Source organism: Pseudomonas moraviensis (assembly GCF_900105805.1).
GTDB classification, from domain to species: Bacteria; Pseudomonadota; Gammaproteobacteria; order Pseudomonadales; family Pseudomonadaceae; genus Aquipseudomonas; species Aquipseudomonas moraviensis_A.
Genome location: NZ_LT629788.1, coordinates 5428663 through 5448990, shown reverse-complemented (window position 1 = coordinate 5448990; position 20328 = coordinate 5428663). Strand labels below are relative to the sequence as shown.

General features: G+C 61.6%; 17 protein-coding genes and 1 riboswitch. Of the genes, 6 read left to right on the top strand and 11 right to left on the bottom strand.

The window, feature by feature from the left end; genetic code table 11:
• Positions 1-151: 151 nt before the first annotated feature.
• Positions 152-2041, bottom strand: a complete 1890-nt coding sequence (gene thiC, locus BLU71_RS24415) for a phosphomethylpyrimidine synthase ThiC (protein WP_083354062.1) — start codon at positions 2039-2041, stop codon at positions 152-154.
• A 145-nt stretch (positions 2042-2186) separates the two neighbouring features.
• Positions 2187-2292, bottom strand: a riboswitch (TPP riboswitch).
• A 206-nt stretch (positions 2293-2498) separates the two neighbouring features.
• On the opposite strand from thiC, the gene BLU71_RS24410 reads away from it, so the two are divergent.
• On the top strand, positions 2499-3932 hold the full coding sequence (locus tag BLU71_RS24410) for a TolC family outer membrane protein (RefSeq protein WP_042607778.1): 1434 nt from the start codon (positions 2499-2501) through the stop codon (positions 3930-3932).
• A gap of 91 nt (positions 3933-4023) precedes the next feature.
• Here the strand turns inward: BLU71_RS24410 and waaA are convergent, their stop codons facing one another.
• The gene (gene waaA, locus BLU71_RS24405; RefSeq protein WP_083354061.1) at positions 4024-5298 is read right to left on the bottom strand and encodes a lipid IV(A) 3-deoxy-D-manno-octulosonic acid transferase; all 1275 of its coding nucleotides are present in this window, start codon (positions 5296-5298) and stop codon (positions 4024-4026) included.
• 11 nt (positions 5299-5309) lie between these two features.
• Positions 5310-6206, bottom strand: a complete 897-nt coding sequence (locus tag BLU71_RS24400) for a LysR family transcriptional regulator (protein ID WP_042607776.1) — start codon at positions 6204-6206, stop codon at positions 5310-5312.
• A gap of 108 nt (positions 6207-6314) precedes the next feature.
• On the opposite strand from BLU71_RS24400, the gene BLU71_RS24395 reads away from it, so the two are divergent.
• From BLU71_RS24395 to BLU71_RS24380, 4 genes are all read left to right on the top strand, one after another.
• Positions 6315-6647 carry a DMT family transporter gene (locus tag BLU71_RS24395; RefSeq protein WP_042607775.1) on the top strand — a complete coding sequence of 111 codons (333 nt, stop codon included), beginning with the start codon at positions 6315-6317 and terminating at the stop codon, positions 6645-6647.
• Positions 6648-6846: 199 nt separating this feature from the next.
• A complete protein-coding gene (locus BLU71_RS24390; protein ID WP_083354060.1) occupies positions 6847-8022 on the top strand; it encodes an NAD(P)/FAD-dependent oxidoreductase in 1176 nt (391 codons plus the stop codon).
• Complete coding sequence (locus BLU71_RS24385; RefSeq protein ID WP_083354059.1) at positions 8019-8831, top strand: aldo/keto reductase; 813 nt, start codon at positions 8019-8021, stop codon at positions 8829-8831. Before BLU71_RS24390 ends, BLU71_RS24385 begins: the two co-directional genes overlap by 4 nt.
• Before the next feature lie 31 nt (positions 8832-8862).
• Complete coding sequence (locus tag BLU71_RS24380) at positions 8863-9828, top strand: hypothetical protein (protein WP_042607772.1); 966 nt, start codon at positions 8863-8865, stop codon at positions 9826-9828.
• Here BLU71_RS24380 and BLU71_RS24375 read toward each other — a convergent pair.
• The 7 genes from BLU71_RS24375 to msbA all read right to left on the bottom strand — a co-directional run bounded on the left by BLU71_RS24375 (position 9825) and on the right by msbA (position 18082).
• Positions 9825-10625 (bottom strand): hypothetical protein, encoded by an 801-nt coding sequence (locus BLU71_RS24375; RefSeq protein WP_042607771.1) that lies wholly within the window; start codon positions 10623-10625, stop codon positions 9825-9827. The two genes, BLU71_RS24380 and BLU71_RS24375, sit on opposite strands and share 4 nt — an antisense overlap.
• Before the next feature lie 57 nt (positions 10626-10682).
• A complete protein-coding gene (locus BLU71_RS24370) occupies positions 10683-11369 on the bottom strand; it encodes a hypothetical protein (RefSeq protein WP_083354058.1) in 687 nt (228 codons plus the stop codon).
• Positions 11370-12344, bottom strand: a complete 975-nt coding sequence (locus tag BLU71_RS24365; RefSeq protein WP_064363163.1) for a glycosyltransferase — start codon at positions 12342-12344, stop codon at positions 11370-11372. It abuts the gene before it with no gap.
• A 130-nt stretch (positions 12345-12474) separates the two neighbouring features.
• Entirely contained in the window at positions 12475-13896 is a 1422-nt protein-coding gene (gene hldE / locus BLU71_RS24360; RefSeq protein ID WP_042607768.1) for a bifunctional D-glycero-beta-D-manno-heptose-7-phosphate kinase/D-glycero-beta-D-manno-heptose 1-phosphate adenylyltransferase HldE, read from the bottom strand.
• 64 nt (positions 13897-13960) lie between these two features.
• Positions 13961-15361 carry a PIG-L deacetylase family protein gene (locus tag BLU71_RS24355; protein WP_083354057.1) on the bottom strand — a complete coding sequence of 467 codons (1401 nt, stop codon included), beginning with the start codon at positions 15359-15361 and terminating at the stop codon, positions 13961-13963.
• 4 nt (positions 15362-15365) lie between these two features.
• Positions 15366-16262 carry a GNAT family N-acetyltransferase gene (locus tag BLU71_RS24350; protein WP_083354056.1) on the bottom strand — a complete coding sequence of 299 codons (897 nt, stop codon included), beginning with the start codon at positions 16260-16262 and terminating at the stop codon, positions 15366-15368.
• Entirely contained in the window at positions 16256-18082 is a 1827-nt protein-coding gene (msbA, locus tag BLU71_RS24345; RefSeq protein WP_064363171.1) for a lipid A export permease/ATP-binding protein MsbA, read from the bottom strand. The genes BLU71_RS24350 and msbA overlap by 7 nt, the downstream gene beginning before the upstream one ends.
• Positions 18083-18207: 125 nt before the next feature.
• Here msbA and BLU71_RS24340 point away from each other — a divergent pair, with 125 nt between their 5' ends.
• Entirely contained in the window at positions 18208-18861 is a 654-nt protein-coding gene (locus tag BLU71_RS24340) for a lipopolysaccharide kinase InaA family protein (protein ID WP_064363173.1), read from the top strand.
• Positions 18862-18864: 3 nt separating this feature from the next.
• On the opposite strand, the gene BLU71_RS24335 is transcribed toward BLU71_RS24340, so the two are convergent.
• Positions 18865-20301 carry a hypothetical protein gene (locus tag BLU71_RS24335; protein WP_231982442.1) on the bottom strand — a complete coding sequence of 479 codons (1437 nt, stop codon included), beginning with the start codon at positions 20299-20301 and terminating at the stop codon, positions 18865-18867.
• Positions 20302-20328 lie beyond the last annotated feature (27 nt).

The window sequence follows — 20328 nt, the reverse complement described above, 5'->3', positions numbered from 1 at the left end:
TTGTGGCGAGGGAGCTTGCTCCCGCTCGGCTGCGAAGCAGCCGCCCATCCGGTCACCACAATTCTGACTGCCAGAACGCGGTGACTGATTTTGGGCCTGCTTCGCAGGCCAGCGGGAGCAAGCTCCCTCGCCACAGGTGAGCGCCGCTCGGTCAGACTTTCTTGTACAGCTGACTGCCTTCCTTCTTGAACCGCTCGGCCTGCTCCGCGAGGCCTTTGGCGACGTCCACGTCGACCGCATCGATGCGCTGGTTGGCCGCGTATTCGCGGACTTCCTGGGTGATCTTCATCGAGCAGAATTTCGGCCCGCACATCGAGCAGAAATGCGCGACCTTGGCCGAGTCCTTCGGCAGGGTCTCGTCGTGATAGGAACGCGCGGTATCCGGATCCAGGCCGAGGTTGAACTGGTCCTCCCAACGGAATTCGAAACGCGCCTTGCTCAGCGCATTGTCGCGAATCTGCGCGCCGGGATGCCCCTTGGCCAAGTCCGCTGCGTGCGCGGCGATCTTGTAAGTGATGATCCCGGTTTTCACGTCATCCTTGTTCGGCAGGCCCAGGTGCTCCTTCGGCGTCACGTAGCAAAGCATCGCGCAACCGAACCAGCCGATCATTGCCGCACCGATGCCGGACGTGATGTGGTCGTAACCCGGGGCGATGTCGGTCGTCAGCGGGCCTAGGGTGTAGAACGGCGCCTCGTCGCAGCATTCGAGCTGCTTGTCCATGTTCTCTTTGATCAACTGCATCGGCACATGGCCCGGGCCTTCGATCATGGTTTGCACATCGTGCTTCCAGGCGATCTTGGTCAGCTCGCCGAGGGTTTCCAGTTCACCGAATTGCGCGGCGTCGTTGGCGTCGGCAATCGAGCCCGGACGCAGGCCGTCGCCGAGCGAGAAGCTGACGTCGTAGGCCTTCATGATTTCGCAGATTTCTTCGAAATGGGTGTAGGCGAAGTTTTCCTTGTGATGCGCCAGGCACCACTTGGCCATGATCGAACCGCCACGGGAGACGATGCCGGTCACGCGTTTGGCGGTCAATGGCACGTAACGCAGCAGCACGCCGGCATGGATGGTGAAGTAGTCGACGCCCTGTTCGGCCTGTTCGATCAGCGTGTCGCGGAACAACTCCCAGGTCAGGTCTTCGGCAACGCCGCCGACTTTTTCCAGTGCCTGATAAATCGGTACGGTGCCGATCGGCACGGGCGAGTTGCGGATGATCCACTCGCGGGTTTCGTGAATGTGCTTGCCGGTGGACAAGTCCATGATGTTGTCCGCGCCCCAGCGAATGCCCCAGGTCAGTTTCGCCACTTCTTCTTCGATCGAAGAACCCAGGGCGCTGTTGCCAATGTTGCCGTTGATCTTCACCAGGAAGTTACGCCCGATGATCATCGGTTCCAGTTCAGTGTGGTTGATGTTGGCCGGGATGATTGCGCGGCCACGGGCGATCTCGTCACGGACGAATTCGGGGGTGATGATTTTCGGCACGCTGGCGCCGAAGCTGTGGCCGGGGTGTTGCTGATCGAGCAGGCCGGCGGCGCGAGCCACTTCCAGCTTCATGTTTTCGCGGATGGCCACGAACTCCATCTCGGGCGTGATGATGCCCTGCCGTGCGTAATGCATCTGCGTGACGTTGTGCCCGGCCTTGGCGCGGCGCGGGTTGTTGACATGGGCGAAGCGCAGTTTGGTCAGTTCCGGATCGGCCAGGCGTTCGCGGCCGAAGTTGGAGCTCAGACCGGCGAGGCGCTCGGTGTCGCCGCGATCATCGATCCACGCCGAACGCACATCGGCCAGACCTTTGCGCACATCGATGATGACATTCGGATCGGTGTACGGGCCGGAGGTGTCGTAGACGGTGACCGGCGCGTTGATCTCGCCGCCGAAGTCGGTCGGGGTTACATCGAGGCTGATTTCGCGCATCGGCACGCGGATGTCGGGGCGCGAGCCCTGAACGTAGATTTTTTGCGAACGGGTGAACGGCTTGACCGATTGCTCGTCGACCTTGGCCGAGTCACTCAGATTGATCGCGTTATTTTCTTTTGTTGTCATCACGGGCTCTCCAGACAGCATCCAGCAGTGGATTGTCGGAGCAGAACCTGAAAGGCACGGACGCACCAGGACCGGTGCTGTGCATTCGCCATGAGCGTTCGATTGTCGAACAATATCCCGGACGAAGCACAAGAGGACTCGCCGGGTGACGAGAAATCTTGTTCCCTACGCAGGCGCTAACCTGATCAGGTTCAACGGGATCCGAAATTATTCGATCTCAGCCTCATAGCAAGGCACCCCGACAAGAACCCGGCCAGTCTAGACACAACCGCCGGGGAACGCCAACACCGCAGCGAACGCCTTGATGAATGGCGTAAATACACAGGCTTGCCCGATTGTTGCCGGAGCAATGCGCAACTACACTCGCTTGGCCCGGCTCAGCCTTGACGCTGCGCGGGCTGCGCCTTACCTTTGGCGCCCGGATTACTTCCATAATATTCATGCTAGGGATCGCCTCATGCTGCGCAAACTTTCACTGGCTGTTGCCGTGTCCTGTGCGTCCAACACAATGGCCTGGGCAGCGGAAGCACCCTTGTCGACCAAAACCGATCTGGTCAGCGTCTATCAGGAAGCGGTCGACAATAACGCCGATCTGGCGGCGGCCCGCGCCCAGTACGGTGCGCAGAAAGAAGTAGTGCCCCAGGCCCGCGCCGGTCTGCTGCCGAACCTGTCCGGTGGCGCCGAAGTCGCCGACGTGCGCACCTCGATCGACCAGCCCTCGGCCATCGCCAACCGCAGCGCGCATTCCTATCAGGCGACGCTGGCGCAGCCGCTGTTCCGCGCCGATCGCTGGTTCCAGTATCAAGCGGCCAAAGACGTCAACGAGCAGGCCGCACTGCAACTTTCGGCCACCGAGCAGAACCTGATCCTGCAATCGGCCGAAAGCTACTTCAACGTACTGCGCAGCCAGGACAATCTGGCCTCGACCAAGGCTGAAGAAGCGGCGTTCAAACGTCAGCTCGACCAGTCCAACGAGCGCTTCGATGTCGGCCTCTCGGACAAGACCGATGTGCTGCAATCGCAAGCCAGTTACGACACCGCACGGGCCAACCGCATCGTCGCCCAGCGTCAGGTCGATGACGCCTTCGAGGCGTTGATCACCCTGACCAACCGTCAGTACAACTCGATTCAGGGCATCGTTCATACGCTGCCGATCCTGCCGCCGGCGCCCAACGATGCGAAATCCTGGGTCGACACGGCGGCGCGGCAGAACCTTAATCTGCTCGCCAGCAACTACGCGGTCAGCTCCGCCGAGCAGACGCTCAAGCAGCGCAAGGCCGGCCACTTGCCGACCCTCGACGCGGTGGCGAGATACGAGAAAGGCGACAACGACGCACTGGGTTTCGGCAACCCGAATTCCTTCGGCGTCCCCTACGGCGGCAACGTCGAGCAGAGCACCCTGGGCCTGCAACTGAACATCCCGATCTACAGCGGCGGGCTGACCAGTTCGCAAGTGCGTCAGTCCTATGCGCAACTCGATCAGAGCGAACAGCAGCGCGAATCGCTGCGCCGGCAGGTGGTGGAAAACACCCGTAATCTGCACCGCGCGGTGAACACCGATGTCGAGCAGGTGCAGGCGCGCCGCCAGTCGATCATCTCCAACCAGAGCGCCGTGGAAGCCACGGAAATCGGTTATCAGGTCGGCACGCGCAACATCGTCGACGTCCTTGATGCGCAGCGCCAGCTCTACACCTCGGTGCGCAACTACAACAACACCCGCTACGACTACATCCTCGACAACCTGCGCCTGAAGCAAGCGGCGGGAACGTTGAATCCGGGTGACCTGGAAGATCTGCGGCGCTATCTGAAAGCCGACTACAACCCGGACAAGGACTTCCTGCCGCCGGATCTGGCCAAGGCTGCTGAAGCACAGCTCAAAGCCCGGCCTTAAGCGTTAAAAACAAAAGATCGCAGCCTTCGGCAGCACCTACAGTTGGAATGCATTTCCCTGTAGGAGCTGCCGAAGGCGGCGATCTTTTTGCTTACTTGATCAATCTGCCCAAGCTGTCCAGCAGGCGCTGCAACGCGCCCTGATTGCGGCGCATCACCGCCAGCCCGGCCTCAGCCATGCGCTGCGCATCGCGGGGCAATTCGAACAAGCGCTGCACTTCAATCGCCAAGCCTTCGGCGTCATCGACTTCGACCAACGCCCCGGCTTCGCGCATCTGCGCGGCGATATCGAGGAAGTTGAACAGGTGCGGGCCGCTGAGCACCGGTTTTGCCAGCGCGGCAGGTTCGAGCAGGTTGTGCCCGCCGTTCGGGACCAGACTGCCGCCGACGAAGGCGCTGTCGGCCAAGGCATAGAGAAACAGCAACTCGCCCATGGTGTCGCCGAGCAACACGCTCGTCTGCGCATCGACATTGGCCCCGGTCGAACGACGCACCGTGGCGAAGCCTTCGCGCTGGCACAGTTCGAACACCGAGTTGAAGCGCTCCGGATGGCGTGGCACCAGAATCAACAATGCATCGGGATGACTGCTCAGCAAGCGACGATGGGCATCAAGCAGCACCTCGTCTTCGCCTTCGTGGGTGCTGGCGGCGATCCACACCGGGCGGTCCTGTGCCTGCCACTGGCTGCGCAACTCGGCTGCGCGTTGCAGCAGTTGCGGGTCGATGGTCAGGTCGAACTTGATCGAGCCGGTGACTTCGACTGTTTGCGGACGCGCGCCGAGATCACGGAAGCGCTGGGCCTCGGCTTCGGTCTGTATGGCGAACAAACTCATTTCCGCCAGCATCGGCGCCGTGAGTTTGCTGAAGCGGCCATAACCACGCGCCGAACGCTCGGACAAGCGTCCGTTAGCGAGCGCCACCGGTATCCCGCGCTTCGCGCACTGATGAATGTGATTGGGCCACAGCTCGGTTTCCATGATCACTGCAAGCTTGGGCTGCACCCGATCAAGAAATCTTGCCGCTGCGCACGGCAAGTCATACGGCAGATAGCAGTGCTGGATGCGCGGCTCATTGGCGAACAGCGCCTGAATCCGCTCCGAGCCGGTCGGGGTCATGCAGGTCACGGTGATCGGCAGCGCCGGATGGCGTTCCAGCAGCGCGCGGATCATCGGCGCGGCGGCAATGCTTTCGCCCACCGACACCGCGTGCACCCAGATGCCACCGGGCTGCAGCGTCGGCATGCCAAGCGTGAAGCGCTCGCCAATGCGTTTGGCATACGCCGGCGCCTTGCGCGCGCGCAGCCACAGCCGAATCGCCACCAATGGCAGCCCCAGGTAAAACAGCACGGTGTAGAGAGTTCTATTCATGGCGGCGGAGTTTATCGGCTTTTGTCACCGATCGCCCGCAAGTGCACGGCAAAACGTTCCGCCAGCCAACGCGCGGCCGGGCCGAGCGGTTCGTCGCGGCGCCAGACCAGCTCCACCACCAGCGCCGGCGGCGTCCATTCGCTGTCGAGTTCAATCATCTGGCCTTGATACGCCGAATACTGCACAACGTGGCGCGGCAGCCAGGCCCAGCCGAGATCGCGAACCAGCCATTCGGACATCACGTAGAAGCTGTCGGCGCGCCACACCTGTGGGCTGGCCGGCTCGTTGCCGGGATAGACGCTGGTCTGCGTCGACATCAGCAGTTGTCGGTGCTGCGCCAGTTGCTGACAGGTCACGTAAGACTGCTGAGCCAGCGGGTGATTGATGCCGCACACCGTGACCATCTCGACACGACCCAGCACGCGGCGCTCAAGGGCTTCGGGGATTTCATCGTGATAGAACAGCAGGCCGAGATCGGCGCGACGCTCGACCAGTTTGCGCGCAACTTCGCCTTGGGCGGCGCTGGTCAACTGCACTTCCAGGCTGGGAAACTGCTCGGCCAGCTCGCCGAAACTTTCTACCAGCGCCTGATACGGCATCGCCTCGTCCTGGGCCACACGCAGCTGCGCCTCCTGGCCGCGCAGCATGGCCATGGCGCGGCCATTGAGGCGCTCGCACTGGCGCAACACTTCCCGCGCTTCTTCCAGCAACGCCTCGCCGGCCTCGGTGAGAATCGGCTGGCGGCCACTGCTGCGCTCGAACAGGCTCACGCCTAAATCCTCTTCGAGCATCGCAACGGCGCTGCTGATTGCTGATTGCGCCTTGCGCTGCCGCCGCGCCACGGCGGAAAACGAACGCTGCTCGGCGACGTCGACAAATACCCGCAACTGCTCGAGATTCCATTGCATGCCTGTTTCAACCCATCTTCAGAACAGATAGGTAATGACTTTACCCCATCTGGGCAATCCCTAGAATATCGCCTCAGCAAGCAACGATTTATCTGAGGGATTGAAATCATGAACGCCTACGTCTATCTGGCCATCGCCATCTGCGCCGAAGTGATCGCCACCGTTTCGATGAAAGCGGTCAAAGGCTTCAGCACGCCACTGCCGCTGATTCTGATCATCGTCGGCTACGGGATCGCATTCTGGATGCTGACGCTGGTGGTGCGCACCGTACCGGTGGGCGTTGCCTACGCCGTCTGGGCGGGAATGGGCATCGTCATGGTCAGCGTCGCGGCGCTGTTCATCTACGGGCAGAAGCTCGACGTACCGGCGATGCTGGGGATGGCGCTGATTGTGCTCGGCGTCGTCGTGATCCAGCTGTTTTCCAAGACCGCCGGGCATTAACGACAAACACATCTCCCCTGTAGGAGTGAGCCTGCTCGCGATAGCGGTCTGTCATTCAACATTCATGTCGTCTGCTACACCGCCATCGCGAGCAGGCTCACTCCTACAGGTTTCGCGCTCAGCCAGTTGATCATCGACAAATCCGTCCTTTTCCCGAGTCTGTATACTGCGCCCTCGTCTTGAACACTGAGGTCGCTGCATGCCATCCGTTATTTCCACCGACGTTCTGATTGTCGGCGCTGGCGTCGCCGGCCTCTGGCTGAATGCGCGCCTGCGCCGCCAGGGTTTTTCGACCGTGCTGGTGGAAAGCGCCAGCCTCGGTGGCGGGCAGAGCGTGAAGTCCCAGGGCATCATCCACGGCGGTGCCAAGTACGCGCTGCACGGTGCACTGACCGGCGCCTCGGAAGCGATCGCCGACATGCCGCGCCGCTGGCGTGAAGCGCTGGCCGGGACTGGCGAGCTGGATCTGTCCGGAGTGCGCCTGCTGTCCGAAGCGCATTACCTGTGGTCGCCAGGCACCCTCGCCGGCAACCTCACCAGTTTCTTCGCCAGCAAAGCCGTGCGTGGCCGGGTCGATCAGGTCAAGGGCGACGACCTGCCGCCGGCCCTGCAAGACAAGCGTTTCAAGGGCAAGGTCTACCGTCTCGCCGAATTGGTGGTCGATGTACCGAGCCTGATCCAGCGCCTGGCTGATCTCGCCGGTGACGGTCTGCTCGCCGGTCAGGTCATCGAGCCGCTGCTGGAGGCGGGCGTACTGGTCGGCCTGAAAGTCGATGGCCGCGAAATCCGCGCCCAGCGCATTGTCCTCAGCGCTGGCGCCGGCACCGCCCAATTGCTTGAAGCCCTGGGCCTGAGCCGGCCGGCCATGCAACGCCGGCCGCTGCACATGATCCTCGCCAAGGGCCCTGGCCTGAAACCGCTGTACGCCCACTGCCTGGGCGGCGGCAGCAAACCGCGCATCACCGTGACCACGCACCCGGCGGCTGACGGCCAATGGGTCTGGTACATGGGCGGCGATATCGCCGAAAGCGAAGGCGTGGCCCGCGAGCCGGCCGAGCAGATCGCCACCGCGCAAAAGGAAATCGCCCAATTGCTGCCGTGGATCGACCTCAGCACCACGCGGTGGGCGACCCTGCGGGTTGACCGTGCCGAGCCGCTGCAGACCGGTCTGACCCGCCCGGACAACGCGTTCCTCGCCGAGGAAGGTCGTCTGCTCGTCGGTTGGCCGACCAAACTGGCACTGGCGCCGGACTTCGCCGACCGGGTCATCGCTTTGCTGCAACACGACGGCATCCAGCCGCAAGCGACCGAGCCGTTGCCGCCGTTGCCGAAACCGCCGCTCGGCGTGCCCGCCTGGGAGCAACTGCTGCCATGACCATCGCCACTCTGCACCAACTCCATCGCCCGCTGGGCAGCACCGGCCTGACGGTTTCGCCGCTGGGCCTGGGCACGGTCAAACTCGGCCGCGACCAAGGGGTGAAATACCCCAACGGTTTCCAGATTCCCGGCGACGACGAGGCGCGCATGCTGCTGCGCCAGGCGCGCGACCTGGGCATCAACCTGATCGACACTGCGCCGGCCTATGGTCGCAGCGAAGAACGCCTCGGCCCGCTGCTGCGTGGTCAGCGTCAGAACTGGGTGATCGTCAGCAAGGTCGGCGAAGAGTTTGCCGATGGCATGTCACGCCATGACTTCAGCGCTGCGCACACGCGGATGTCGGTCGAGCGCAGCCTGCAACGTCTGGAAACGGATTTTATCGATCTGATTCTGGTGCACTCCGATGGCAACGACATGGCCATCCTCGAGCACGAAGAGGTATACGCCACCCTCGCGGCGCTGAAGGCCGAGGGCAAGATTCGCGGCTTCGGTTTTTCCGGAAAAACCGTCGAAGGCGGCTTGAAGGCGCTGGAGCAAGGCGACTGCGCGATGGTCACCTACAATCTGAACGAACAAAACGAAAAGGCGGTCATTGACTATGCTGCTGCCCACGGCAAAGCCATTCTGGTCAAAAAAGCCCTGGCCAGCGGTCATGTCTGTCTGAGTCCGGGAGTCGATCCGGTGCGCGCCAGCTTCGAGTTGCTGTTCGCTCAGCCGGGCGTCGCCAGTGCTATTGTCGGCACGATCAATCCGCTGCACCTCGCCCACAACGCCGCGACCGTTGCCCAGGTCCTGCGTGGTCACTGACGCCGCCCCGCGGCCTTAAGCAGGAGCCGATATGCCGCGCACGCTCATCCGCAAGAACCCGAGCAACTTCAAGACGCTGCCGCTGTTCGTCGAAGCCACGCCCGAGGGCCTGAGCTATCAGAGCGTCGGCATGCCGCTGAATTTCGCCCAGACCCTGCAACGGCGCAAACCGGTCAGCGTTGCCGACAGCGAGCGCTTTGCCCTGGAGCTGGCCAATCTCGGCGTATCCGTGCGCCTGACCCTGCATTGGCAGAACCGCGATTACTGGGTGCTAGTGCGCCAACGTCGGCAGGATCGCGGTGACGTGGTGCTGAAGCTGATTTCCGGCTACGTGCCGGCCCACGAATTGAACATCCCGCTGCACACGGCGATTCAGGAAATTGCCGAAGAATGCCTGCTGGAAACCCCGGAAGGCTGGCTCGGCGGGCGTTTCAACGACACCTGGCTGCCAGCGCCCTACTCCGCTGCGCTGCATTATCGCGAGGCATTGCCGTTTCGCCTGACGCCGCTGTCCGGTTCGGCGCGTCCGGTGCGCTGCGCCAACCTGCAATTGCTGGAGCGACCACGGGCCTACGTGCATCTACCGACGGCGTCGCTGCAATTGATCTACGACTTGCGCCTGGAAGTGCCCAAGGAAGCCAAGTCGCTGAGTCTGTTTCATGTCGATGAACGCCTCGAGGGCGATCAATTGGTCGCGCGGCTCGACCGCAAGCGGCCAGACCTGTATCTGATGCCCCTCAAGGACGGCGCGCCAACTGCGGAGCTGTTCACCCTCAAACGCGACAAGCTGATACCGGCCAGCACCCGCGGCATTCATCTGGCCGAGAGCTTCGCGACGCAACAGGGCTGGGTCGTGCACGACGAACGCATTCGCTGGAAGGACTGGCTTGTGCAACAGGGCCTGCAACCGGCCAAGGCACCCCGCACCGGCCTTAAGCAATTGAGCATCAAGGCGCTGCGCTTGGTCGGGCTGGGCAGGAAACGCGCAAGCCGCTAGCGGCGGCGATCCCACCAGGTGCGCAACGTCGCGAAGAAGTGAAAGTAACGGTTTTCGCGCTTGCCCATGCCACGCTTGGGTGAGAACGACTCTTCGGCAAATGCCCCGGTGATGCGCACCCGGGAGGCCTGAATCGGCAGTGTGCAGACCTTGGCGCCCGCCTCCAGTAGCGCGTATTTGAGCAAGCGCTCGGAGTGCAGCTTGCGGCCGGTCGCCTTGCAGAAATCGAAGATGCGTTCGATGCGCTTGCCGTAGGCGACATAGGTATCGCGCCCGCATACGGCGAAACGGTCATTCAGACCGCCCCACCATTGCCAGTCGGGGATATAGACGTTGTGCCGCCGCGCCTCGACGTGGTTGAACACGTAGCCTGGCAGCGCGGTGTGGAAGAAATTGTCCGGCCGCACGAACACGACAAAGTCCGGATCGAAGGACTCGATCTCGGTGGTGACGGTGTGCAACGAGTTGAGCTGATAAATCAGGTTGCGCAGCGATGCATAGTCATCGGCCCAGGTATCGCCCAGTGCCTTGACCTGCTCGAAATTCCAACGCTCCAGCACACCGTCGGTCGAGGTAAGCGCGCCGCGCATGGACTCGAAGGGCCGATAGTTGTCGGCCGCCAGCTCGCCCTTCTCGCCGGAGCGCGAATTCTGCACTTCATCGATTTTATACAAGTGATAAAAGCACTGGACGTCGCTGCCCGCAGGCAACTGTGCCAATACGTTCTGTTCGATGGAGGGGAAGCAAATCTGGGAATTCCTCGGAATCCCGAAAAATGCCACGGCAATTTTCAACACTCGATTGCACCTTTGAAGAAATAGTTCGGCCCGGCAGGCACGTGACGGCGGCGCCGCTTATTTGCGCTTGAACAGCTTCTGCCACCAGCGCCGGGGTTGCAGCGGCACGACAATCACATCGGACTTCTGCAACCAGTCCCGCTCGTAGTCCCAGGCATGGCCGCCCCACAGCTTCCCCGCCTCGTTGGAAAAGCCCAGGGTCATCAACTGATAGGTGTAACCGACATGCCCGCGCAGCCAGTCGAACAGCACCAGCGTGTTGAAGCCCGTGGACGGCCCGACGTAGCGTTTACCCCCCGGGCGGTCGATCGGGTAATTCCACAGCGGTAGCAACGGGATGCGATCCCAATACATCGCCACGCGCGGCAGTGGACACATCGGCGCCGCGCACCCCACCAGCATGGTGAAGCAACGCTGAGCCGCGCGGTCGAACAGTCGCTGTACGTCCGCATTGCCGGGCAAGCCGAAGAAATAGGCATCGGGCGCGTTGTAGCCGTGCACGAAGAGATTGACGCTCTGCTCGTTGAGCAGCGACGCCTTGATGCAGTGGTTGAAACTGACGACGATATCATCGGCGCCGATGTTCAGCGCCTCGAAGTCGGCTGCGGTGATGGCGGGATTATTGGCGATCAGTACCACTCGGGCGGCGCGACTCAGGCATTCACGCAGTGCATCGGGCAAGGCCTGCAAAACCGACTGGTCGCCACCGGGCAGCGCATCCAGCGCCATGTATTCGTCCGTCATTCAGGCTGGCACCTTCATGCCGTAGCGCAGTTTGACCCAGAACCGGGTGAACGCCGACGGCGGCTGCCATGGGCGCATCTCACGCTGGATGGCTTCGGCGAGTGCCTGGCCGACCCGCGCAAACGAATAGCGACTTTCGGCGAACGCCTGGCCGTTGCTGGCAATGCGTTGTGCCAGTTCGGGGTCGTCCTGCAGCATTTTGATTTTTGCTACCGCCTCGTCTTCGCTGCGGTAGAACACCGTGTTGTGCATGTCTTCGAAACCGAGCAAGCGGTCTTCTTCGCCCTGACTCCAGGCCAGCAGCACACAGCCGCACGCCATGGCCTCGAAGTTCTTGATCATGAATTCGTTCATGCCGATATCGGCGCTGACGAAGATCTTGATGCGATTGAGCGTTTCGAGGTATTCGGCGCCTGATTGGGTGCGGGTCACGAGCATGCCGGTGCGCCGCGAGAGGGATTCAAGCATGGCCTTGCGCTCGGCGTACTCGGTGCTTTTCAGGCTGCCGAGGAAGCCGATCGGGATATCTCGTTCGACCCCGGTGTTGTGCAGCATCTGCTCGTCGTAGCCCTTGGAGACGAACAGCGTATCGATGCCTTCGGCGAGCATCTTGCGCGCGACAACAGCGCCGGACACCAAGGCCCGGCAGCTTGGCAAGCGGCTGTACAAACGCGAGTAGACGCCACGGTACTTACTGGCGGGCATGTAGTTCTGATAGGCGTCGTGTTCAAGAAAGACCAGCCCGGGAATGCACTTGAGCACCCGCAGTTGCGGAGCCAGTCGCTTGACCCGGGAGAAAATCACCACGCGGTCAAAGGTCTGGTAGTCGACTGAAGCCAGAAACGCACCCAGGTTCATCTGCTGCTGTTTGCTCAGACGATAGATGAAACATTCATCACAGTTCTGCTGCACGATGTCGTAGAGCCGGTCGAGAATGACCCGCTGTTCGTCCATCACCAGGAGCATGACTTTCATAAATTAATCGACCACGTAATGTAGGCAGGCAAGCGCAGCGGATTCAAACCTGCCAACATCAACGGAAACGGTGAGATCCCCAAGGCAAAATCCGTTCACACGCAGTACACAACGGTAAAGATTCATCTGATCAGCGACTGCGGATTTTTTCGACAATCGCCGTCGTCGAACTGTTTTCCACCAGTCCCAACACTTTCACGGTGCCACCATACGCGGTGACGATATCCGCGCCGACCACCTGGTCGATGCCGTAATCGCCACCCTTGACCAGCACATCGGGTCTGACCTCGCGCAGCAGATTTTCCGGGGTGCCTTCGGGGAAGCTGATGACCCAGTCGACCGCCCCAAGGCCCGCCAGAACGGCCATGCGTCGGTCGACGCTGTTGATCGGGCGGCCCGGCCCTTTCAGGCGACTGACTGAAGCATCATCGTTGACCGCAACGATCAGACGGTCGCCCTGGGCCCGTGCCTGTTCCAGATAGGTCACATGCCCGGCGTGGAGAATGTCGAAGCAGCCATTGGTGAAAACGATTCTTTCGTTATGGGCACGGGCGTCGGCGACGGCCAGCACCAATTGCTCAAGACCGAGCACACCGCGTTCCGAACCCTCTTCACGCTGAATGGCGCGGCGCAGTTCCGGGGCGCTGATGGCGGCCGTACCGAGCTTGCCGACCACGATACCCGCCGCCAGGTTGGCCAGCGCCACGGCATGGGGCAGATCTTCGCCGGCAGCGATCGCGGCGGCGAGGGTCGAGATGACCGTGTCGCCCGCACCGGTCACGTCGAACACTTCCCGCGCACGTGCCGGCAAGTGCAATGCCGCCTGGTCCGGGCGCAACAAGGTCATGCCATGCTCGCCACGGGTGACCAGCAGCGCACCGAGTTCAAGCTCGTGCATCAGCGTCGCGCCCTTGCTGACGAGCTCGTGCTCGTCGACACAACCGCCAACGATGGCTTCGAATTCGCTGAGGTTCGGCGTGATCAGGCTCGCGCCACGATAGATGGAAAAGTCCTTGCCCTTCGGATCGGCCAGCACCGGAATGTTTTTCGCCCGCGCGGCCTGGATCAGCGCCTGATGGTTTTTCAGCGCGCCTTTGCCGTAGTCGGAGAGGACCAGCACCTTGATGCCTTCAAGCAGGTCATCGACCTGCGAACCGAGGGCCAGGGCGTCGGTGGCGAAGGGCTCTTCGAAGTCGATACGCAGCAATTGCTGGTGCCGGCTCATGACCCGCAGCTTGACGATGGTCGGCTGGTGCGCGATGCGCTGGAACAGGGCGCGGACGCCGGCGCCCTTGAGACTGTTGCTCAGGCTGTCGGCGGCCTCGTCATCGCCGGTCACACCGACCAGCGACGCCGGTGCACCCAGCGCGGCAATGTTCAAGGCAACGTTCGCGGCACCGCCCGGACGGTCTTCGATCTGCTCGACCTTGACCACCGGCACCGGCGCCTCAGGGGAAATCCGTGAGGTTCCGCCATGCCAGTAACGGTCGAGCATGACATCGCCGACTACCAAGACAGGGGCTTGATCGAAACGCGGCATGGACAACTTCATGGAGCAACCCACATACAAAATGAACAGGGGCGCGATATTACCACAGGGTAAAGCGCCGTCCGCCTCAATCTGAAAGGTCACGCACCCAGAACAGTTCGTGACGCCGCACGGCCTTGCGGAAAAACTCGTTACTGCCTGTGACCGGCCAGCGGCGTCCGGCAAGCATCTGTTGAATGACGCGACGCAATTGCCGCTTGAATCCGAGCGCGCCCTGCAGGTCATGCTCCATGGCCAGCGCCATGGCCTTGTCCAGTTGCATATCCGCCGACAGCACCGGGCTCCACAAGCGATCAGCCGGCAACGGCTCGATCGCCGGCGGCAGGGCGATACCGCCACCGGCCGGGCCCATTGGCCAACGATCATTGTCATGCAGATGGTTGGCGTACATCAGCAGGGTCGACGGCTTCCACGCACTGGTTGCGATGGCTTCCAGCAGGGCACGGGTGGAGGCGACGTGATCACTGTGCGGGTCCAGTTCGGGATGCGGAGTGACGACGACCTCGGGGCGAAAGTGCTCCAGCAATAGCTGTATATCGCCGACCAGATTGTTCCAGGTCGGCGCACCATCGACATCGCCCGGCAGTGTGAGCGGATTGTGCTGGCGGACAGTGCGCACATCGTTTTCGCCGGATTCGCGCGAGCCGAATGAAGTGTCCGGCTCTTCGGCCATGGCTGGCAATTGCAGGCAGTAATAGCCCAGCTGTACGCATCGACTGGCCGGCACCCCGCCCCACATCGGAATGCTCAGGCTGTCCCAACTGCGTAGCCTGCCCTTCAGCCGAGCTGCCTGAGCCTTGTCCAGACCCAGGCGCTGGAAGTCTTCGGCCTCGATTTCGCCCTGGGTCAGCGTGACGATGCTTGCTTCTTCGCAGCGACTGTAGAGGCCGAACGCAGCCAGTTCGGCATCATCGGCGTGAGGCGCGATGACCATGACCCGTTGCTGCGCGTAATCGGGATTGCTCATGACCCATAACGTACCGGCAGCGCTCAGGGTGCAATGGCGGCCGCGCAACGTCAGGGTATTTTCACCCAGCGCTACGCCCTGCCCGGACAGATTGAGAAAGCGCCGGCCGTTGACGCCCCGCTCGAAGTCCTGGCGATCGTCGCCCAGCTCGACATAAGGATCCAGCCAGCGCCCGAGCCAGGTCGCCTTGACCTCGAGTTCAAGCACCAGCGTTTCTCCCGGCGCCAGCGACTCGCTCAGACGCAGGACACCGGCATCCAGCTTCACGGCCTGCTGCGCAGCATCCTTGGGAAAGTGATATTGATAGTCGTCAGCGGCGCGATAGAACAGATGGTCGGCAAACCACGCCTCATGCGCCACCCAGGCCAACACCAGCAATAACGGCACCAGCCACCAGCCCAGCAGGAAGCCGGCCGCCAACAGCACGATCAAGAACGCAATCAGGAACAGGCGCTTGCTGCGGCGATGGGCCTTGAGGAGCTGTTGCTTGCGAGCAGTCATGGATTCAGACCTTGTAGACGGGCACCGTGTGACACCAGCGATCCTTGTATTCACGGTCGGCACGGCCGAATGAATAGCGCAGCGTCTTGCCCAGTGCCTGAGCATCCGCCCAGGCCTGCTGGGTGTTGACGAAACTCAATACGCTGCCGGGGCTGAACTCGCGACTTTGCGGATCGACGCCGCCATTGACGTACTCCAGCGACACCCACTGCGGCGCTTCGACCCGGTAGAGAATCTGGATCGCCACCGGTGCCGATTCAAGCATCACCACTGACCCGGTCATGAACTCGCGCAGCAGGGTGAACACTTCGACCAGCCCGGCCTTGCCGGGCACTTCAAAGCCCCAGCGACGTTGAAACAGATCGCCATAGGCGGCCGCCTGCTCCTGTGGCGTCAAGTCGGACATCGGCACCAGCGACCCGCCTGCCTCTTCCAGCAGGCGCTGCTCGCGTCGCTGGTTGTAGCGAAACTTCTTCGAGTAATCCTCGGGCAACCGCGCCAGTGCCAGCCCTTCCGGTTGCGCGCGCAGGGTGCTGATCTGCTCGGCGTTGAGTTGCGAAACATACGCCATGCGCTGGCGCACCGGGACGACGACGTCTGCGGCAATCGGCAGAATCAGTTCGGCATTGCCCATGTCGAGCAGCCCGCGCTTGCCCTCGCGCTTGAGGACTTCCTTGGACAGCGCGGCGTGCCGGCCCCAGCAAGCAACAGCCGCGACGACGTCACCATCGACGATCCAGCCGAGGTAGTGCAGCTTGATGCCGACAAACGTCGACAGCCGCTCCACCACCTCGGGATGAGTCGCAAAACTGCCGCCGAAGCGCTGCCAGGCTTGGGTGTAAGCGGCCTGATCGATCTCGCTCCAGCCGCGCTCACGCCAGGCGCGAAACGCCTTCAGCATAGGTCGGTCACATGGGTCGGTTGCAGCTCGTCGCCTTCTTCGAATTCCTTGGCGTGCAAGCGGGCGTAATAACCATTCTGTGCCAGGAGCTGGGTATGAGTGCCGCGCTCGACGATCTTGCCTTCGTCCATGACCAGAATCAGATCGGCCTTCTCGATGGTGCTCAAGCGGTGAGCGATCACCAGCGTCGTGCGGTTCTGCACCACATGATCCAGCGCCGCCTGGATATGCCGTTCGGACTCGGTATCGAGGGCCGACGTGGCCTCATCGAGAATCAGCAGCGGCGCATCCTTGAGCAATGCCCGTGCAATGGCGATGCGCTGACGCTGGCCGCCGGACAGCAGCACGCCATTCTCGCCGACCAGCGTCTCGTAGCCCTGCGGCATCTTGATGATGAACTCATCGGCGTAGGCTTCAGTGGCCGCGCGCTTGACCTCGTCGAACGGTGCTCCCGCCAGATCGCCGTAAGCGATGTTATTGGTCACCGTGTCGTTGAATAGCGTGACCTGCTGGGTCACGAGGGCAATCTGCCGACGCAGGCTGCGCAGGGTCAGGTCCTGCACCTGCACGTCATCCAGCAGAATCTGCCCGTGCTCTTTCTCGTGCTGGTAGAAGCGTGGAATCAGGCCGGCCAGGGTGGACTTGCCGCTGCCGGAGCGACCGACCAGCGCCACCATTTGCCCGGGCTCGACGACGAAACTGATGTCATCGAGGACTTTTTTCTCGCTGTTCGGATAACTGAAGCTGAGGTTGCGCACTTCGAGGCGACCTTGCAGACGGTCGCGCTCGACCGTGCCGTGATCGACTTCCGCCGGTTCGTCCAGCTGTTCGAAAATACTCTCGGCGCCAGCCACGCCCTTCTGGATCGTCGAGCTGACTTCGGAGAGCTGGCGAATCGGTTTCGGCAGCAGGCCGGCCATGGTGATGTAGGCCACCAGATCACCAGGCGACGCATCACCCCGGAGGTACAGCACCAGAAACATCACCACGGCCATGGCGCTGTACGTCACCAATTGCAGCATCGGCGTATACACCGCGCCGGTCTTGGTCATTGTCAGTTGTTTATCGGTATTGCTCTGGCTGGCGTCGCGAAAGCGGGTCTTCTCATAGGTTTCGCCGCCAAAACTGCGGACCACGCGGTACCCGTGAATGGTCTCGGACGCCACGTGCGTGACATTGCCCATCGACACCTGAATCTTCTTGCTCTGCTTGCGGAATTTCTTGCTGGTGCTGTTCACCATCAGGCCGATGACCGGCAGGATCGCGACCATGACCAAGGTGAGTTTCCAGTTCATCCACAACAGGGTGCAGAACAGGAAGATCACCGTCATGCCTTCGCGGATCACCACCTTGATCGCATCCGTGGCGGCGCCGGTGACCATGGTCACGTTGAACGTGATGCGGGAAATCAGATGACCGGAATTGTTCTTGTCGAAATAGCTGTTGGGCAGATCCAGCAGCTTGTTGAACAGCACAACCCGCAGGTCATGCACCAGGCCCAGGGAGACCCGCGCCAGAAAGTAGTTGCCCAGATACGAACCGACGCCTTGCCACACGGCAATCAGCACGATCAACAACGGCACGCTTTCGAGCAGCTGCAACTTGCCGAGATAGGGGTTGCCCGGGAACAGACTGGCCTCTGGATTGGCCAGGCCATCGACGAAATACTTGAGGATGTAGGCAAGCATCGGTTGGGTCGAGGCGAAGATCAGGAAGCCGACGATACTCAGGATGAACAGGCCGGCGTAGGGACGCACGTAAGCCAAAAGGCGGAAATAGATCGCCAGCGTTGACTGGGCTTTCGGTTCAGGACTGCTCATGGGAATCCGCGTAAATCAGTGAGGCGGCGATGATATCACAGGCCCTTTTGCGCCGATAAACATCACCGGGCGCCAGCCTTTGGCCAAGTCGGTTAAGATAGCCGGCTCACGATGGGGAGTCTGGCATGCAATCGATTGATCACAGCACTTACGAGGCACTGCGCAAAGGTGCTCAGGTACTCGAAGCCGACGGTTCCGGCGACAAGGTGCTCAGGTTGGCCGACGGTCGCATGCTCAAACTTTTTCGCCGCAAGCGCTTGCTGAGTTCGGCGCTGTTCTTTCCCTATGCCCAACGCTTTGCCAACAACACCAGAGCGTTGCAGCAGCGCGGCATCCTCTGCCCGGATGTGATCGCCGTTTACCGTATTCCGAGCATTCAACGCGACGGCGTCTATTACGCGCCGCTGGCGGGCGAGACCGTGCGGCAATTGCAGGGCACTCCCGAAGAAACCGACACGTTGCGCGCCCGACTCGGGGCGTTCATTGCGCAACTGCATGAGAGAGGCGTGTACTTTCGATCCTTGCACTTCGGCAACGTGGTGCAGACACCGGACAATCATCTCGGGCTGATCGACATTGCCGACCTGCGTTGCCAGCGACGCGCCCTGAGCGATAGCAAGCGACTGCGCAACTTCGCTCATCTGCTGCGCTACAAGCAAGACCGGCAATGGCTGCTCGGCCAGGACGCCGGCAAAACTTTCCTCGAAGGCTACCGCCAGGCGTTGCCAGGCAATAGTCAGGATGCGCTGATCGAGCGCTTGCGCCTGCTGCTGAGCTGACCTTTAACGGCCGATCACCAGAATTGTCGCGCCCTTGCGATTGGCGAAGCGCTCGATGATGCGCATTTTGTGCGCCATCAGCCACTCGCCAAGCCACGGCTCATCACCTTTTCCTTCAATGAGGAAATAGCGGTACTGACCGGCATGCTCCGGCGACATCGCCTGCTCGCGGGTCAGCGTCGGCAGAACATAACCCCGTCCCGCGTAGTAGCTGATGCGACCGTCTTCGAACCAGGCTGCAGCGTCAGGCTCGACATGCTCGGACAACCAGCGTCCCGCCGCCACGTAATGGGTTTTGCCGGCGCCGGTGGAGATCACGTTTGACAGCATCACCAGCAGCGCTACGACCACCAGCGCCTTGGTCCAGCGTGGAAACTGCCGGGCAAACGCTGCCAATGCCATAGCCAGCGCAGGTACAAATAACAGGTTCAGGAAGCTCAGGTAACGCGTGTTCATGAACTGCAGCTTGATGAAAAACAGAATCAGCACCACCAGATACAACAGCGCAACCCAGGCGAACAGGCGATAGTCGCGCCAGTAATCGCTCAGCACCGACCAGTTGCGGCGCAGTACGAAAGGCGCAGCGAAAGGTCCCGTCAGTTTGACGAAACTGATCGCCATTGCGGCCAGCATGCCAAAAAACACAATGCGCCCAGCTTCGTCCTGCGAATACTTGGTGATCAACGAATTGGCAAATTGTTCTGAAAGTGTCTGAAACGAGGCGTACACGCCTTGCGGCGCAATCATGTCCAGATAGAGCACGAAGCGCGCAGACATCAACACGCCCGAGGCCGCGGCGACCGCAAGCCCCAACACAGGCAGTAACCCCAGCTGCAACAATCGTATGCGCTGGCCGGAGCGCCACAAACCCGGCAACTGCCACAGCGCCAGCGCCGGCAATAACAGCAGAGCTTCCAGTCGAAACAAGGCTGCGGCCACGATCGCCAGATGAATCAGCCCGGCTCTGAGCCAGCCGCCCAGGGCTTGCCAGCGCAACGCCTGCCACAATGTCAGGGTGCAGAAAAACCAGAAGCCGCATTCGCGGATGATGTCATTTCGAAACGCATTGACTGCCGGCATCGCCAGCACGACCAGGCATGCCCAGCCGGCGATCTCGGGAGAGCGGCGGCGCACGCAATCCACCATCAGGGCACTGGTGCCGGCGAAAAACAGGCCGCACCACAGATAGGCACTCAATTCCAGGGGCAGATGCGTGACGCGATGGGTCAGCGCCAGAAGGAAGGAAAACCAGGGCCAGTCGAAATGCTGCCAGGCGGCATCAGTGCCATGCAAGACCACCTGCTGCGCGATATCGATGTACAAGGCGGCATCGCGCCCGACCGTGGCAGTACCTGACACGGCGACCAGCGAGAGCAGAATGCTTGCCCAGAACGCCACGCTGACCGGTCGTTCACTGATTACCTGAGCGGCCTTGGCCACCCATTTCCTATCCGTACCTTTCACCCA